Genomic DNA, 16,952 nt, shown 5'->3' with positions numbered 1-16,952 from the left:
TTTTATTTATTTTACCGAATTTTTAACATCTCAAAATAAGTTTAGACAACTTCAATATCTAAAATTTTGTATCTTTTATTGGCAATTAAGTATAATTGTTTCATTTAAATCAAAAACTAAAACAATAATATATTATTACCATATCTTTTACATTCGCATTATATTTTAAAACTCACTTGCAAAATGGAAACGGATTTTAGGGAAATCACTCTGTGCCATCTGGAGCACATAGTTGGAGTCCGCTAAGAATACGTCCCTTCCATCTTTATCTGTAGCCATAAATTGATGTTTTCTTTTCTTAAAAGCTTCCAAAGCATTATTATCATCGCTTTCAATCCAACATGCCTTATACAGACTTATAGGCTCCCATCGACATTGAGCTCCATATTCGTGAAGAAGGCGATATTGAATTACTTCAAACTGAAGCTGTCCAACTGTACCAATAATTTTCCTACCATTAAAACTATTAGTAAACATCTGCGCCACACCCTCATCCATCAACTGACGAATACCTTTATCTAATTGCTTTGCTTTCATAGGATCAGCATTTTCAATATACTTAAACATTTCAGGTGAAAACGAGGGTAAACCTTTAAAATGGAGTAATTCTCCCGATGTCAGAGTATCTCCAATCTTAAAATTTCCCGTATCAGGAATTCCTATAATATCTCCGGGGTATGCCTCATCAACTACATTTTTCTTTTGAGCCATAAATGCAGTAGGAGCTGCAAATCTCATCATTTTATCACTTCTGACATGTCTATAGTTTACATTCCTTTCAAATTTTCCAGAACATACTTTTACAAAGGCAATACAAGATCTATGATTTGGATCCATGTTTGCATGGATTTTAAATACAAAACCAGAAAAAGACTCCTCTGATGGATACACACGGCGTTCCACTGCATCTATCGCTTTAGGATATGGAGCAATTTTCACAAAACAATCAAGTAATTCCTTTACACCAAAGGTGTTTAAAGCTGAGCCAAAAAATACAGGAGCTACCTCTCCATTAAGATATTCCTCAACATTAAATTCAGGATATACACCATCTATAAGTTCAAGATCCTCACGTAACTTTACTGCATCAGAATGACCAATCAATTCATCAACTAATGGAGAGTTTACATCCTCAATCTCAACTCGCTCACTAATAGTTTGTTTTGAAGGAGTAAACAGATCAAGTCCTTGTTCAAAAATATTATAGACGCCCTTAAATTTAGCGCCAATATTTATAGGCCAAGATAATGGTCTGACATTGATTTTCAATTCCTGCTCAAGCTCATCAAGAATGTCAAACGGATCACGTCCTTCGCGGTCAAGTTTATTTACGAATATAATAACCGGAGTATTTCTCATCCGACACACTTCCATAAGACGACGAGTTTGAGTTTCCACTCCTTTTGCAACATCTACTACTATAATTACAGAATCAACAGCAGTAAGAGTTCGAAAAGTATCTTCTGCAAAATCCTGGTGTCCCGGAGTATCAAGAATATTTATTTTATAGTCACCATAGTTAAAACCCATAACAGACGTAGCTACGGATATTCCTCGTTGCTTTTCTATTTCCATCCAATCTGACGTAGCAGTTTTCTTAATTTTATTACTTTTCACTGCTCCCGCGACATGAATAGCCCCACCAAAAAGCAATAACTTTTCAGTGAGTGTTGTTTTACCTGCATCAGGATGAGATATAATAGCAAATGTACGTCGCCTTTTTATTTCATTATTTAATTCTTCACTCATTGCTGAAAAAATTTTTTATTTCTGAGAATCTGCCTCATCATTAAACAATTGATTATTATAATCCTTCTTATAGTAATAAGAAAGTAATGCAAGGAATTTTGCAATCTGAGAGACTGCCTGTGTAGTTTCTTCCCCAATCTCTTTACCTTGGAGTCTTAACATTAAGATTCCATATAGAGCATTAAAACAAGTTTCAATCTCTCCGACTTTATTTTCCCCTGCCTTAGCTCTCAATTCCACTATTATAGGAAGAGTATGATAAAATTGAGCGGAATATGATGCAAATTTTGTATCAGAAAGTAAACGCTGATGTAAATCATCTAATGCAATAATTACATTTTTATTGATCTGAAGATGACCTGATTTAATCAGGCCCTCTCTTCGCATCATATCAATAAATGATTCATACCAATCTCGCATTTCCTTTTTTTGTTCAATTGTGAGATCAGGATACTTATCTATAATCGTTGATTGAATCTTATCAATATCAAGATTATTTGCTCGAATCAGATCTTCTATCTGCCACATATAGAGTAAGTACTCTGCAATATTTTCTCTTTTTTTTATAGATGCTGTTATCATAAGAAGGGGAGGAGAGTGCTTTATTTTACAAAATTAGCGATAATTAAGCTACACCACAAATTATTTAATCTGAGAGATGTAATAAATTTATGAAAGAGCTTTATTAAATCAAAAATTCTCAATTTAATTTAGATAATACATAGTACGGATTACATACATAATAAAATAGGGAACCCCAAAATTCTTAGATTCCCTATTTATAGTACATACTAAAAATAATCTTATTTAGAAGATTTTTTTTGCTCTTTTGCCCAAGTATCTTTTAGTCCAATGGTTTTATTGAATACCAAATGACCTTCAGAAGAATCAGGATCTACTGTATAATACCCCAATCGCGTAAATTGGAAATGATCACCAACTTTTGAATTCTGCGCAGCCCAAGGTTCAATCTTCACATTATTCCTTACCTTTAAAGAATCAGGATTAAGAAGATCCCTAAAATCGCCCTCTTCGGCAGAAGGATTTTCTACAGAAAATAACCGATCATAGTCCCGAACCTCGGCATCTACAGCATGAGCAGCTGAGACCCAATGCAAAGTGCCTTTCACCTTTCGATCGCTTCCTGGCATTCCACTACGAGTGGCCGGATCATATTCTGCATATATTTCTTCAATTTCTCCATTGTCGTCTTTCTTTAGCCCAGTACATTTAATTATATAAGCCCCTTTCAGACGCACTTCTTTTTCGGGAGAAAGACGGAAAAATTTCTTGGGAGGATTTTCCATGAAATCTTCTCTCTCAATCCATAATTCTCGAGTAAAAGGCATTGGATGCTTTCCCTCTTCCAAATTCTCCGGATTATTATCAATTTCTATAATTTCCTCTTTATTCTCAGGATAATTTGTCAAGATTAATTTCACCGGATTTACCACCACACTAATTCTCGTCGCTGTCTTATTCAAATCTTCTCGTACGGCATGCTCGAGTAATTCAATATGGTTCAATGCCTCATATTTAGTATAGCCAATTCTGTTAATGAAGTCCTTTATTGAGGACGGAGTATAACCTCTTCGTCTAAGACCACATAGAGTAGGCATACGAGGATCATCCCAACCATTTACCAGATTTTCTTTAACAAGCTGCAAAAGCTTACGTTTGCTCATTACTGTATATGTAAGATTCAAACGATTAAACTCAATTTGACGAGGGCAATATGATTCGTCAGCTAGTTCCTTTACAAAATATTCATAAAGAGGACGATGGGGTACAAATTCAAGAGTACATATAGAATGAGTCACTCCCTCAAAATAATCACTCTGTCCATGAGCAAAGTCATACATGGGATATACTTTCCATTTTGACCCCGTTCGCCAATGTGGAGTTTTTATAATCCTATACATTATTGGATCACGAAAATGCATATTGCTATTCGACATATCAATCTTAGCTCTAAGAACCATAGATCCTTCATCAAATTCGCCCGCATTCATTCGCATGAACAAATCAAGATTTTCTTCTACTGGTCTATTTCTATAGGGAGAGTCAACACCCGGAGTAGTAGGTGTACCTTTTTGCTGCGCAATCTGCTCACTTGTCTGTTCGTCAACATAAGCTTTTCCCTCCTTAATCATTCTGATTGCCAGATCAAACAACTGAGGGAAATAATCGCTCGCATAATAAAGACGATCTTCCCAATCATATCCAAGCCAATTAATGTCTCTCTTTATTGAGTTGACATACTCCATATCTTCTTTCTGTGGATTTGTGTCGTCAAAACGGAGATTGCATGTCCCTCCGAATTTCTCCGCAACCCCGAAATCCATAATAAATGCCTTTGCATGCCCTATATGCAAATATCCATTAGGTTCCGGAGGAAATCGAGTATTCAATCTACCTCCATTTTTCCCCATAGACAGATCTTCCTTGATTTCCTGCTCAATAAAATTAAGACCTGCCTCATTAACGATGCCTTCTTCTATGATTTCTGACATAATACAAATATGATAAGCAACCGGATTCAGACAAATTACCAAAGATCTTATATCTTTACCAATTTTATTATACGTCCAAATTACGGTATATATTATTGAATATGCAAAATTAATAAAAAATTATAAACTATTCATGAATTATCGTCTTCATTATAATTTTTATATACCATATTATGAGATTCTAAGTAATTCTAATAATAGGATATCACTTATAAATGCAGTAAAGGCCGATTTTTCAACCAGCCTTACAAATTCCAAGAGAGCAAATTCAATTCGCCACGATACCACCTATGCATCTATTACGATCATCGTAATCCATATATATCCTAGCAAACTGCCGAATAAAATCAATGGTAGTTTGCCGAGGCGATTTGTTTTCTTCGCTTCCAATCTCTAGAGTAAAAGACGACTCAGCGGGATCATTTATCATAGGCAATCATAAATAAATTTGTTGATGACATATAAGAATGACATGATGTCCATAAATGAGTTTTATATATAACGACAACAATGATATAATTATTATTTCACTGGCATCTAAAAATGCAACCCGATGCAATAATTGTATCGGGTTGCATTTTTCATACATCTTAAGAAACGAAGTATCCGGAGATAAGATGGAGAATAATTAATTATACTGTCAATATTATATCCTTCTCAGATGCCAATCTCCGCAGATTAAGAATTGCATATCTCATTCTTCCTAAGGCCGTATTTATACTAACTCCTGTTATTTCTGCAATCTCTTTGAACGACAGATTCTGATAATACCTCATCTTAAGCACCTCTCGCTGTAAATGAGGAAGCTCTTTGATTAGATATTTGACATCTTCTCTTATCTGGTCAGTAATAATAACATCTTCGATCGTTTCTTCACAGAGTTCTTTTCTATTTAGCACATCTACATCATCCAAATCCGCACTTTGGAGATTCTCTGATTTCTCCTGTCGGTAATAATCAATGATCAGATTGTGAGCTATACGCGAAATCCACGCAGGGAATTTTCCATTTTCCGTATAGCGACCTTGCTTTATGGTCAAAATCGCCTTAACGAAAGTCTCTTGAAAAATATCATTTGCAATATCTTCATTCTTAATTATACGTAGAATATAATTAAAAATACGCTCCTGATGCCTTTTCAGAAGAGTGTCAAACGCCTCGTTGTCTCCTTTCGCATAAGCTTTGACCAATTGTTCATCGGTCATGCTCAAAGTTTTTGCCATTCTTTTCCTTTTTTCGTTAAGTAGAGTTTATCGATAGGCAGTTGCTTTTGTGTATTTATTTCAATTCACAAAAGTAGTCAATTATTATGCCATATCCAAACTAAGAGCAGTGAAAAAACATAAAAAAAGTTAATATTACAATAAATAAGAGGAAAGTAAGTTGTAAATTAAATGTTTTTAACGAATTTAAGTGCCACCCAACCTTTATCCTCAAGCTTACATACTAATCTCATACCATTAGAATAGGCGGCTTTTTCTATAATTGGTATATCATTCTCATAGAATCCGCTAAGGAACATTACACCACCATTTTTCAATCGGGATGCATACTTATCAATATCATGCGTTATAACATTTCTATTGATATTTGCGAGAAAATAATCAGCCATATCAATATGTTCCAGTTTGCTGGCATCTCCACAAATCATCGAAATCTCAACTTTGTTAAGTTTTGCATTTTCAATAGCATTTTCCCAAGCAAACGAGTCAATTTCAATTCCGGTGACATTGGCAGCCCCTCTCATTTTACATAGGATAGCCAATATGCCAGTACCAGTACCCATATCGATTACATCTTTCCCTTTCAAGTCTGATCTAAGAATATGTCGCATCATATTACTGGTTGTGCTATGATGCCCAGTACCAAAAGCCATCTTCGGGTCAATCACAATATCATATTCAGCAACGGGGATTTCTTTATGAAAAGATGAATGAACCACACAACGATCGTCTACAATAATCGGTTGGAAATAATTTTTTTCCCATTCTTCATTCCAATCTTCACCCTTTACCAATTCGATATTAAATAAAAATTCACATTGAATTGGAAAATCAGACAGAATATCTTTCACGTCAGACTCACTATATGATTCAGCTTTTATGTAAGCGATAATCCCTGAATCGTCTGATGTGAAGGACTCATATCCGACATCACATAAAAATGCCGCAAGTAAATCGGTGATATTTTCATCACATGGTTTTGGTTCAATTCGTAGTGCTATATAATCTTGCATATATCTATTATTTATATTATTATTTCGCAAAGTTAATCAAAACATTGCGTACAAGCAAAATATGATTCAAAGGAATATGGAATAGGCTGGATTCTAAGTATATATATAGTCACATCAAAATCCAATAACATATTATAAAGACTTACCTCAACTATAGTGCACTTATAATTGTTTTAGAATTAACTACTAAACATGTCTAACTTAAAATAATATTGCATAATGTCCAGACCATTTACATTTGATAGAGTTGTCCGTATGATTATAGCGTTGACTTTAATAGTCTGTACTATATGGTTAATTGGAATCTTAAAAAATGTGCTACTCCCATTTTGTCTGGCTTGTCTCCTTTCATACATAATGGAACCATTTGTAGAATTTAATCAAAAACTACTTCATCAGAAGGGTAGGGTATTGGCCGTATTTGTAACAATATTTGACGTGACTGTAATTGTTGGAATGCTTTTGTACTTCTTTGTTCCATTAGTGTTAGATGAAATAAATCAAATGATGTCAATGGTAAAAGAATATTCAACAAAAACAGTTACTATCCCATTTGTACCCGAAAGTATAACTGAAATAATCGAAAGGAAATTTAATCTATCGAAATTTCTAACAGAACTTGAGAATGGGAAGGGCTCTATATGGTTAGATCGAGGCGAGACATTAGTGGCAAATTCTGTTGAATTTCTCATGCATTCTCTTGAATGGTTACTTACATTTATATATATACTATTTATACTTATTGATTATGATAAACTTGGATCTGGTTTTGAATTATTGATACCAAATAAATATAAACCAGCTGTGCTTCAGATAGCAACCGATTTAAAAGATAGTATGAACAAATATTTTCGCAGTCAACTGTTAATTGCATTTTGTGCTGCAATATTTTATTGTATAGGATTTTCAATAGTGGGGCTACCTATGGCTATAGTCATGGGCATCCTTGTGGGAATATTATATATGATTCCATATTTTCAATATATTACAGTTATTCCTGTTGCAATGCTATGCTTTGTCTCATCCCTAAGTGGCTCAGTCGATTTCTGGGCAATAGTAGGCAAATGTGCTTTGGTATATGTTATAAGCCAATGCATCTGTGACTATATCCTTACTCCAAAAATCATGGGTAAATCATTGGGATTAAATCCGGCAATAATACTTCTATCATTATCTATATGGGGTACATTATTAGGTATTATTGGAATGATAATTGCCCTCCCCTTGACTACCCTTATTCTATCTTACTACAAAAAGGTTATAATCGATCATAAACCACTTTCTGCGCCGACTATAATCTAAACAAACAGAGCCATCTATTAAATTTAGATGGTCGGTTCTTTAACCCTATGATAATTTTTAACAAAATAAATAACTTATATGAATAAATTGACTTATATCTGGCATGATTGTTTTGTTTTTGAGAATGATAAGCTAATGATTATATTTGATTATTGGAAAGATCCATTGACATCTGCAGATTCATTACCATTATTTATTGAATATGCAGATAAAAATAAGCCAATCTATGTAATTGTCAGTCACCATCACAAGGATCATTACTCAAAAAGGATATTTGAATGGTGCAAACTATTTAATGATATCAAATATATAATCAGTAAAGATATAGCTAAATACTCACGCCATATTCTGTCTGACAAATCAATATATAAAGGTCCTAAACCGAATAAAGATTCCGTAATAATACTTTCTGCAGGCGAACGCTATATAGATAAGCGTATTACCATTGAAGCGTATGGTTCAACAGATATCGGTAATTCTTATGTAGTCATGTCCAAAGGTATGAAATTATTTCATGCCGGTGACCTGAATGCATGGATATGGAAAGAGCAATCAACAGAAGAAGAAATTGACAAATCGATAAATAATTATATATCTATCTTACTACAAATAAAATCCATACATATAGATTTCGATATTGTCATGTTTCCAGTTGACTCACGAATAGGAAGTGATTATTACATCGGAGCAAAAATCTTTTTGCAATACTTTGATGTTCGTCATTTTTTTCCTATGCATTTTGGGTTAGGAGATACACCGAGACAACAGTTAAAGTATCAATTAGACGCTACAAAAACTGAATATTATGCAAATCCCACAAGAGGAGAATACATTTGTCTACAATCACCATATTCAACTTTCCTTTATCCAGAAATAATTTGAGAACATTTGTCGCATATACCTGAAATCACATAATTTGCATTATTGGCAATAAAACCATCAGGGAGATTTACTATTGGAATAGCCGTAGAAGGCAAGCAAACTGTGCGATTGCAGTGAGTACATCTAAAATGGACGTGCATATCATGAATCGAATGTTCATGACTTGCTCTGCAAATTTCATATTTTAACAAGCCAGATCCATCATCTACTGTATGGACAACATTATGCTCTATGAAAATTGAGATTGTCCTGAATATCGTTGACTTATCCACCGTTTCCAGAGCTATTTCAATATCCAAATTTGACACAGGTGAATCCACTGACTCTAGATAACGATATACAAGCAAACGTACAGCGGTGGGCCTAATACCGAGATTAGTCAAACGATCTGCAATATCCTGTGGTTGACATTTTATTGAATTTTTATTATCTGCCATTTTATACGAAATATGACGTTTTTCAATTTATCTCAGATTCATTCTTTATACGCTCTTTCCTAAACATCCTTGCAAACAATAAAGAAGAGTCATCCTCGGTTGCCTTTAATTGAAATGATGTTAAAAACACATTATCACTATAATTATCGCTACGTAAGAGTTTGGTTTCTATCCCATATTTGGCCTCATGCAGAAATGAAAGTTCCAACCGATTGACAAACATAGAATCAAATTCACTAAGGCTAAACCTATTTAGTAAAAGTTCAACATATCTCACGGTATTGACATGCCTATAGGAATCAAGGTCGCAATAATTAAAGCTATACTTAAAAACACTATCCGTTGCCTTTAATGCTTTACAATTAGGGATGTCACAACTCTCAATAATATCAGTATGTCTTGCCTGTTTCTCAATAGGAGCTTTCTTTCCAAGTATCATTTCAGATGGAATAGTAAAATGTGAAAGTCCAATGTTGGAATGATTATAAGTATCCATTACCATCCAAATAGATCTGGCATAACCATAGATCTCGCCATTTTGAGATTTAACACAAAATGACCTTTCTGAAAAATGACGGTTAAAACTTTCAATCCAAGTAGATATAACATAACATTGGTTAACCGCCGGATAAGAATTCATTTCAATAGTAAGGCGAGAAAGGACCCAACCCGCATGTATCTTACGCATGGACGGATTACCTATGTCAAGACTATTAGCATGCGCTGTTGCAATGTCAATAAATTTTGCCACTAAAACAGGTAATGATATTTCTTGCTCTGCATTTGCTTCACCGGCTGACAGAAATAGCATCTCTTCATATATGGGACTCATAATTATCTATGTGTATATATCAGTAATTTTAAATAGAATCGCAATTATACAATCTGAATCATTCAAAACAAAAAAAGATAAAATTTATAACCTTAATCATGTCGTTCCTAATTGGATTAAGAATAACAAAAATATTAGTAGAATTATAAAATTTTAATTCTTTAAAGATTCAGATTGGACAACTTCATCCAACACAACCACAAAATTAATAAAAAATTTTTATTATCTTTGCAGACATTTCTGCCAAGAAAAAATCAAATAAAGTTGATCTCAATAAAAAAGATAGTAATCGTATCAATTATTGCATCGCCACTTCTATTAATATGCAGTTGTGGCAGCAGTCGTCATGTACCTATGGGAAGTTATCTTCTTGATAAGGTCAATATAAAGATAAATGATTCTACCGATACATTTAATGAACAAGAAATGAGTGCATATCTACGACAGCTGCCAAATCATAAAATGTTGTGGAGCATTAAGTTTCGACTTGGGATATATAATATGAGTGGCAATGACTCAACAAAATGGTGGAATAAATGGGCTCGTAAACTTGGTGAAGCTCCTGTAATATTTGATTCAACACTAATGGATACAGGTAAAGAACAACTTCAAAAGGCCATGGTCAATCGAGGATTTATGGGTGCAGTTGTTGAGACAGATACGGTAAGGGATGATTCAAAACGTAAAATCCAGGTCAACTATATACTGAATCCAGGTCAACCACATATAATCAATTCAATTGATTATATTTTTCCTGATACCACATTCCGCACATTAGTGTTGAACGACAGTGCATCATTTATTGTAAAACCAGGTCAATCTCTTGATAGAAATCAATTGGATTTACAGCGTGAAATAATCACGCAAAATCTTAGGAATAAAGGCTATTATAATTTTGTAAAAGAGTTCATCACCTTTAGTGCAGACACTACAGAAGGGAGCAAGTCTGTAGATTTGACTATGACTCTTAACCCACCTCATAAAAGCAATTCAAATCCAGTGGTGCCGAATCATGAAAAATTCATGATTCGTAATGTTGTATTTATAACTGATTATGATGCTGCAAAAGATATATCATTGGCAACATACCAAGCACTAGATACTTTAGTCTATAAAAAAATCACGATATTGTATAACAATAAAAAATATCTACGTCCTTCTGTATTATATGAAAATTGTTTCATACATCCAGGTGAATTATACAAGCAAACAGAAGTAGATAAGACTTACCAGGCTTTTTCTCGTTTTGGAATTCTTAAATTTATAAATATTCGCTTTATTCCTCAAGGTAAAATTGGAGACACTTCTCTTCTTGATGCTTATGTAGTGTTGACTCCTGCAAAAAGTCAAAGTATGGAGTTACAGCTTGAAGGGACCAATTCCGAAGGGGATCTTGGAGTTGCAGCATCAGCTACCTATACGCATCGGAATATTGCAAAGGGGTCAGAAACACTTACAGCAAAATTACGTGGTGCATACGAATCTTTAAGTGGAGATCTTGACGGACTTCTCCATAACCGCTATATGGAGTATTCTCTTGACATGGGACTCAATTTTCCCAAGTTCAAGGCTCCCTTTTTAACAGAAAGATTTAAAAGACGTATAAATGCCACTTCTGAACTTAATATTTCAATGTCTTATCAAGAACGGCCTGAATATACTCGTATTATTTCAACAGCAGGCTGGTCATACAAATGGATATACAATAAAAATAGAAATCGATATGTGCTTACTCCGATAGATATAAATTATGTCTATCTCCCAGAAAGCACAAACAATTTCATTGATCAGATAGCTCCAGATAATCCATTGCTAAGATACAGCTATGAAGATCATTTCATAATGCGTAGTGCTTTCTCTTTCTATCATTCAAATAAAAAAGGAAGTAGTCCTTGGCAAAAATCAATACAAAACAATATTTATACTATCCGTACAAACTTTGAATTTGCAGGAAACCTATTATTTGCAATAAGCAATATTCTTGAACACCGTTCTAATTATAGAGAAGATCCTTATAAAGTTTTTGGAATACGATATTCACAATATGTAAAGTTAAATAGTGATTTCTCATTCCTCCATATAATTGACAGTAGGAATTCACTTGCTCTTCATGTTGGTTTTGGAGTAGGATATCCATACGGCAACTCATACGTGCTACCATTTGAAAAACGCTTCTATGGAGGTGGTGCAAATGGCGTCAGGGGATGGGATGTCAGAACTCTTGGACCCGGTTGTTATCCCGGAACAAATTCAATGAGCGACTTTATAAATCAATGCGGAGATATACGTTTTGATATGAGTCTTGAATATAGGACCAAACTATTCTGGGTGCTCGAACTTGGAGCATTTGTTGACGCCGGAAATATTTGGACCATTCATAATTATTCAAATCAACCAGGAGGATTATTTAAATTTAATTCATTCTATAAACAGTTGGCAGCTGCCTATGGATTAGGTATACGAATGGATTTCTCATATTTTCTTCTGCGATTTGACCTTGGAATGAAGGCTCATAATCCTGCTTCAGGACAAGAGCATTGGCCAATTATTCATCCTCAATGGAAAAGAGATTCTTCTTTCCATTTCTCTATCGGATATCCGTTTTGATGGAATAATCCACCAGATTATACTATTGATTATCTAAAACATGTTATTTATGAAAAAGCTGACTATCTTTGATCTTGATGGTACTCTTCTAAACACAATATATGATTTAGGAGAAGCATGCAATTATGCATTACGAAAGTTAGGCTTTAATCAGCATCCTATTCCTGCTTATAATTATATGGTAGGGAATGGTGTGCGTAAGTTGATTGAAAGAGCTCAACCGGATGCAGATGTAAAGATTGTTGACGAATTACTTGAGCTATTTAAAGAATATTACGACATACACTGTATGGATGACACAAAACCATATACCGGAATACCTGAATTGCTTCAAGAATTGACAGATAAAGGAGTAGCGATAGCTGTCGCATCAAATAAATATCAAGAAGCTGCAATACGAATAGTAAAGCATTATTTCCCAGATATTCCGTTTGTCTCAATTCAAGGACAACAAGATGGACGTCCTACAAAACCAGATCCATCTATAGTTTTTTCCATATTGACAGAGCATCCTACTCCAAAATCAGAAGTACTTTATATTGGAGATTCAGGAGTCGATATGGAAACTGCAAGAAGAGCTTGTGTCGAATCTGTTGGAGTAAGCTGGGGTTTTCGTCCCATTTCTGAATTAAGGAATGCATTGGCAGACAATATCGTAAGCTCACCTTCCGAAATATTAAAACTTCTATCCGACAAATTCTGAAGCAACTTAACTTTAAAGTACTCTAACACTAAAAAAGATAGAAATAATAATCTGACGTTTTTAATGTCTAATTATTATTTCTATCTCTATATTCAATCAAAGTCTCAAATTTTCTTACCAAAAGAAGATTCAATCTTCACTTTTGAACAAATCCATAGTGTAGCAAGGCATGTCAACATTACTATCCAGAAGAAATTAACAAATCCTTGTCCTTGCAGTTGTGATGATTCAAAAATTACAATATCTGATAAATATTCATAAATCCAACCTGCTATCATACCAGGAATCATCATGCCCAATGCCATAAATGCAGTACAAAACGCATAATGCGAGGTTTGACTTTCACCTCTACTAAAATATATCAAGAATAACATGTAGGCAGAAAATCCGAATCCATATCCAAACTGCTCAATAAAAACAGCAGTTGAAATAAGTATAAAATTAGTCGGCTGTGTCATTGCGAGCAAACAATAGAACCCACACGGTAACGTAAGTGAGAATGCCATTGGCCACAACCATTTTTTTAATCCACCTTTTGATATAACGACGCCACCAAAAATGCCACCTAAAAGTAAAGCTATGACACCTAAAGTTCCGTTAATAATTCCAATCTGAGCCGTTGACAATTCTAATCCACCTTGGCTATGAGAAGATGCCATAAATGGCTGAATCAATTTTATACAAAGAGCCTCAGGAAGCCTATAAAGAAGCATAAATCCAATAGCTGACCAAATATATTTTTTTCTAAAAAAGGTCTTAAATGTATGACCGAATTCTATAATAATGGAGCCTACAGACTTCTTATTAGACAATTTATCCCTATATGGAATAGGCATAAATTTACTATGATATATCGTCACACTCAAGAAAAACAAAGACAATAACCCGAATACAATTGCCCACGCTGTTGGAATATCCCCAATTGATTCTTCAAGTTTTCCTGCAATTATCACAAGACCACCTTGACCAATCACACTGGCTATTCTATAAAAAGTCGAACGCACTCCCACATAAGCAGCTTGATCATGAGCAGATAATTCCAACATATAATAACCGTCAGCCGCAATATCGTGTGTGGCTGAACAAAATGCCATAATCCAAAACACTAATAATGTTAAAACGAAGAAAAAGCTTGACGGCAGCATTATCGCCACGGCCCCCATACAAATAGCTATAGCAAACTGCATTATCAATACCCACCATCTTTTCGTTTTTATCAAATCTACAAACGGACTCCAGAATGGTTTTATCACCCAAGGGAGATACAACCATCCTGTATAAAATGCCATCTCTTTCATTCCTATTCCCATATTGACATACATCAACACTGTCAATGTATTTACTGCGAAATAGGGGAGACCTTCAGCCATGTACAAAGTTGGTATCCATTGCCATGGACTTACTTTATGAGTAGACATAATATTAGTTTTAATGATATACACAATCATTTGCAACAGCTACATCCGAATAAATCTTCTCTATATCGGATGACGTAAGTAAATTGAAATCTTCCTCTCGTGGTGTGATGATGAGTCCGCCCATATCAATTGATCCAGGGCTTATCATTCGGTAGTCACTATTATTTGAGAAAAAGCATTTCGGACGATGCGTTCTTCTTGGAATAGATATAAACCTCAACAACCCATTGTTTGAAAGCCAAAAGAAACAATTGACCAATGATAAGTCTTTAAATTCATCATTACTATCAATTCCACCTAAATCTAATCCAAACTTCATTGTAGATAACCCGGCGGAATCTGGAGAGACAACCCCTGATACAAAGAAAAAAGGAAGAGACACTCCGAAATCAGATGAAAATTTAATCCCTGATTCAGAATCCTTATGGAATCTTTCAGCAATAGATATCAGAGGAATCTCATCTTTTAAGACAGCTTGCATGTGTAGATGATCAGGTGCCGAAGCTCCGGATTTAGCGCCATTAAAGAACACACACAAGCCGGGAAGATTTTCCGCAAATCTTACAATATCATAGGGCACTCTTGATTGAGGAGCATGATCTTTTGATGCGATCGTCAAATGAGTGGGGAAAATTGGGTATGGATTTACCAATAATTCCCAATTATCAAACATTCTGATCGACAATTGATGCTTGTCCCTATTTACTTTACAAAGAAAACATTTACGATTGATTATAGATTCCTTATCCACTTTTGCAGCTGTAGATACAATTCTTCCAGGATTCCATTGAATACCGATTTCGACATCGCAAACTTTCACGTATCGTCTTTTGACTTTTATAAGGTTATCATAATTATTTTTAGCCAGATACCATTGGGAAAGTTGCAACTCAATGAAACTATTAATATCCTCAAGACTCAGCATAACTACTATTTTCAACGTTAGCTCGAATACGAGCTATCAGTTCAACCGATCGTAAGAAATCCTTATATGAATTGTTTGCATTCACTTCTTCTATTGAAAGATTTGCATCGCTATTTCCATGCCATCGCCTACAGAAATATATCGGTTCAAAAATTCTACCGATTGCGTATTCTCTAGATATACGAAGTCCCATTGCATAATCTTCTCCATAACTTACATTGGGAAACAATATATTGCGAACCACTGGTGTAAAGAATGCTCTTGGCGCTCCGAATCCATTGACCCTTAATGCATTATTTGCACCATTTAATGCTGACCACTCCCTATGGTCAACAATGCCAGGGGGAATCACTGACAAATCAAAATCCGTCATTACGTAGGAACCAATAACCATCACACAATTTTCTTCATAAAATCGATTCACAATCTTAGTCAGAACATGTTCATCGTTATATATATCATCGGAATCTAATTGAATAGCAAATCTCCCACAATAGTCAGATAATAATGCCTTATTCCAGCATCCTCCTATACCTAACAATTCGCCTTTGTCAACCTTAATTAATATCAGACGGTCATCATTGATATTTTCAAGCAATTCCCTTGTGCCGTCATCACTATCATTATCGACTACTATGACATTAAAAGTGAACTCCGTTTTTTGCGATAAGGCAGAATTTACAGAATCAAGAATTGTTGATACCCTATTCTTAACAGGAATAACAACAGAAGCTGTTACAGGGAAATCACCCTCTGTCAAATCTGGACGAATCGGATTGAGTGGTACAAGTCCATCAATTTCATTGAGGAACTCGGTAAATACTCGTTCCATGTGAGCTTGATAGTATTTATTTTTGGGATTCACATAATCATGCTGTTTATCCCCACTTTTTCTGAAGTCTACTTTCTCGACAGTATATAGATATTCCGGTAAAGCAGCAATTGTCTTACCAATAGACATTCTCAATCGTAAGGCATACCATCCACCATCCGGAGCACAGCTTTCTTCATGTGAAAAATTTTCAGAAGCAGCCAAAACATCCGCAGCATTCAATAATACAACACTCCCAAAATCAAAATCATCCCTGACAGAGCCGAATTGATAATCATTCACAGGATGTAACAAAATTTGTTCGCCATTTTTTTCTCTGAAACTACAATACGTAATTGACGCATCAGAATCAGCCGATACCTCTTCCATTCTATGAATGAAATTATCATCAAACGTTATTTTTCTATCATCCAATTGCACAAGTATGAACTGTTGCAACGTATTTTTAAAAATCTCGTCTCTAAGTGCTTCTACGGTTGAAAACCTTATCAATTTCATGTTATGAGATTTAAAATT

Annotated in this window: 14 protein-coding genes; 4 read left to right on the top strand and 10 right to left on the bottom strand. The window is 34.7% G+C overall.

The genetic code is table 11. From position 1 onward, the window contains the following. Window positions 1-165 precede the first annotated feature (165 nt). The 5 genes from E5331_RS16105 to prmA form a co-directional block, all read right to left on the bottom strand. Window positions 166-1,749: a peptide chain release factor 3 gene (locus E5331_RS16105; RefSeq protein ID WP_123484745.1), complete on the bottom strand. Its 1,584-nt coding sequence runs from the start codon at window positions 1,747-1,749 to the stop codon at window positions 166-168. Between the two features lie 15 nt (window positions 1,750-1,764). After that, window positions 1,765-2,331, bottom strand: coding sequence for a DUF4924 family protein (locus E5331_RS16100; protein ID WP_123484744.1), 567 nt, complete (start codon window positions 2,329-2,331; stop codon window positions 1,765-1,767). Window positions 2,332-2,552: 221 nt separating this feature from the next. Then, on the bottom strand, window positions 2,553-4,262 hold the full coding sequence (locus E5331_RS16095; RefSeq protein ID WP_123484743.1) for a glutamine--tRNA ligase/YqeY domain fusion protein: 1,710 nt from the start codon (window positions 4,260-4,262) through the stop codon (window positions 2,553-2,555). 632 nt (window positions 4,263-4,894) lie between these two features. Continuing rightward, entirely contained in the window at window positions 4,895-5,485 is a 591-nt protein-coding gene (locus E5331_RS16090) for a sigma-70 family RNA polymerase sigma factor (RefSeq protein WP_123484742.1), read from the bottom strand. A 167-nt stretch (window positions 5,486-5,652) separates the two neighbouring features. Continuing rightward, window positions 5,653-6,498 (bottom strand): 50S ribosomal protein L11 methyltransferase, encoded by an 846-nt coding sequence (prmA, locus tag E5331_RS16085; protein ID WP_123484741.1) that lies wholly within the window; start codon window positions 6,496-6,498, stop codon window positions 5,653-5,655. Between the two features lie 219 nt (window positions 6,499-6,717). On the opposite strand from prmA, the gene E5331_RS16080 reads away from it, so the two are divergent. Then, window positions 6,718-7,800, top strand: a complete 1,083-nt coding sequence (locus E5331_RS16080) for an AI-2E family transporter (protein ID WP_123484740.1) — start codon at window positions 6,718-6,720, stop codon at window positions 7,798-7,800. 78 nt (window positions 7,801-7,878) lie between these two features. Then, complete coding sequence (locus tag E5331_RS16075; protein WP_123484739.1) at window positions 7,879-8,682, top strand: MBL fold metallo-hydrolase; 804 nt, start codon at window positions 7,879-7,881, stop codon at window positions 8,680-8,682. On the opposite strand, the gene E5331_RS16070 is transcribed toward E5331_RS16075, so the two are convergent. Beyond that, complete coding sequence (locus E5331_RS16070; RefSeq protein WP_123484738.1) at window positions 8,664-9,119, bottom strand: Fur family transcriptional regulator; 456 nt, start codon at window positions 9,117-9,119, stop codon at window positions 8,664-8,666. The two genes, E5331_RS16075 and E5331_RS16070, sit on opposite strands and share 19 nt — an antisense overlap. 22 nt (window positions 9,120-9,141) lie before the next feature. Beyond that, complete coding sequence (locus tag E5331_RS16065) at window positions 9,142-9,951, bottom strand: acyl-[acyl-carrier-protein] thioesterase (protein WP_123484737.1); 810 nt, start codon at window positions 9,949-9,951, stop codon at window positions 9,142-9,144. A 228-nt stretch (window positions 9,952-10,179) separates the two neighbouring features. On the opposite strand from E5331_RS16065, the gene tamL reads away from it, so the two are divergent. Both tamL and E5331_RS16055 read left to right on the top strand, forming a co-directional pair. Then, complete coding sequence (gene tamL, locus E5331_RS16060; RefSeq protein ID WP_275441266.1) at window positions 10,180-12,558, top strand: translocation and assembly module lipoprotein TamL; 2,379 nt, start codon at window positions 10,180-10,182, stop codon at window positions 12,556-12,558. 49 nt (window positions 12,559-12,607) lie between these two features. Further along, complete coding sequence (locus tag E5331_RS16055) at window positions 12,608-13,261, top strand: HAD family hydrolase (protein ID WP_123484748.1); 654 nt, start codon at window positions 12,608-12,610, stop codon at window positions 13,259-13,261. Between the two features lie 104 nt (window positions 13,262-13,365). On the opposite strand, the gene E5331_RS16050 is transcribed toward E5331_RS16055, so the two are convergent. The 3 genes from E5331_RS16050 to E5331_RS16040 are packed head-to-tail and all read right to left on the bottom strand — an operon-like array spanning window position 13,366 to window position 16,934. After that, window positions 13,366-14,679 carry an AmpG family muropeptide MFS transporter gene (locus E5331_RS16050; RefSeq protein ID WP_136013282.1) on the bottom strand — a complete coding sequence of 438 codons (1,314 nt, stop codon included), beginning with the start codon at window positions 14,677-14,679 and terminating at the stop codon, window positions 13,366-13,368. Between the two features lie 10 nt (window positions 14,680-14,689). Continuing rightward, entirely contained in the window at window positions 14,690-15,604 is a 915-nt protein-coding gene (locus E5331_RS16045; protein ID WP_123484063.1) for a DUF4922 domain-containing protein, read from the bottom strand. Further along, complete coding sequence (locus E5331_RS16040) at window positions 15,591-16,934, bottom strand: glycosyltransferase family 2 protein (protein WP_123484064.1); 1,344 nt, start codon at window positions 16,932-16,934, stop codon at window positions 15,591-15,593. Before E5331_RS16040 ends, E5331_RS16045 begins: the two co-directional genes overlap by 14 nt. Window positions 16,935-16,952 lie beyond the last annotated feature (18 nt).

The organism is Lepagella muris (genome assembly GCF_004793975.1).
In the GTDB taxonomy this organism is placed as follows: Bacteria; Bacteroidota; Bacteroidia; order Bacteroidales; family Muribaculaceae; genus Lepagella; species Lepagella muris.
The sequence above is the reverse complement of the archived record's forward strand: the minus strand, read 5'-3'. Positions and strand labels throughout refer to the sequence as shown.

Excerpts from the sequence above, each read along its gene's own strand:
- E5331_RS16105 (WP_123484745.1), bottom strand. The coding sequence starts at position 1,749 with ATGAGTGAAGAATTAAATAATGAAATAAAAAGGCGACGTACATTTGCT.
- E5331_RS16100 (WP_123484744.1), bottom strand. The coding sequence starts at position 2,331 with ATGATAACAGCATCTATAAAAAAAAGAGAAAATATTGCAGAGTACTTA.
- E5331_RS16095 (WP_123484743.1), bottom strand. The coding sequence starts at position 4,262 with ATGTCAGAAATCATAGAAGAAGGCATCGTTAATGAGGCAGGTCTTAAT.
- E5331_RS16090 (WP_123484742.1), bottom strand. The coding sequence starts at position 5,485 with ATGGCAAAAACTTTGAGCATGACCGATGAACAATTGGTCAAAGCTTAT.
- prmA (WP_123484741.1), bottom strand. The coding sequence starts at position 6,498 with ATGCAAGATTATATAGCACTACGAATTGAACCAAAACCATGTGATGAA.
- E5331_RS16080 (WP_123484740.1), top strand. The coding sequence starts at position 6,718 with ATGTCCAGACCATTTACATTTGATAGAGTTGTCCGTATGATTATAGCG.
- E5331_RS16075 (WP_123484739.1), top strand. The coding sequence starts at position 7,879 with ATGAATAAATTGACTTATATCTGGCATGATTGTTTTGTTTTTGAGAAT.
- E5331_RS16070 (WP_123484738.1), bottom strand. The coding sequence starts at position 9,119 with ATGGCAGATAATAAAAATTCAATAAAATGTCAACCACAGGATATTGCA.
- E5331_RS16065 (WP_123484737.1), bottom strand. The coding sequence starts at position 9,951 with ATGAGTCCCATATATGAAGAGATGCTATTTCTGTCAGCCGGTGAAGCA.
- E5331_RS16055 (WP_123484748.1), top strand. The coding sequence starts at position 12,608 with ATGAAAAAGCTGACTATCTTTGATCTTGATGGTACTCTTCTAAACACA.
- E5331_RS16050 (WP_136013282.1), bottom strand. The coding sequence starts at position 14,679 with ATGTCTACTCATAAAGTAAGTCCATGGCAATGGATACCAACTTTGTAC.
- E5331_RS16045 (WP_123484063.1), bottom strand. The coding sequence starts at position 15,604 with ATGCTGAGTCTTGAGGATATTAATAGTTTCATTGAGTTGCAACTTTCC.
- E5331_RS16040 (WP_123484064.1), bottom strand. The coding sequence starts at position 16,934 with ATGAAATTGATAAGGTTTTCAACCGTAGAAGCACTTAGAGACGAGATT.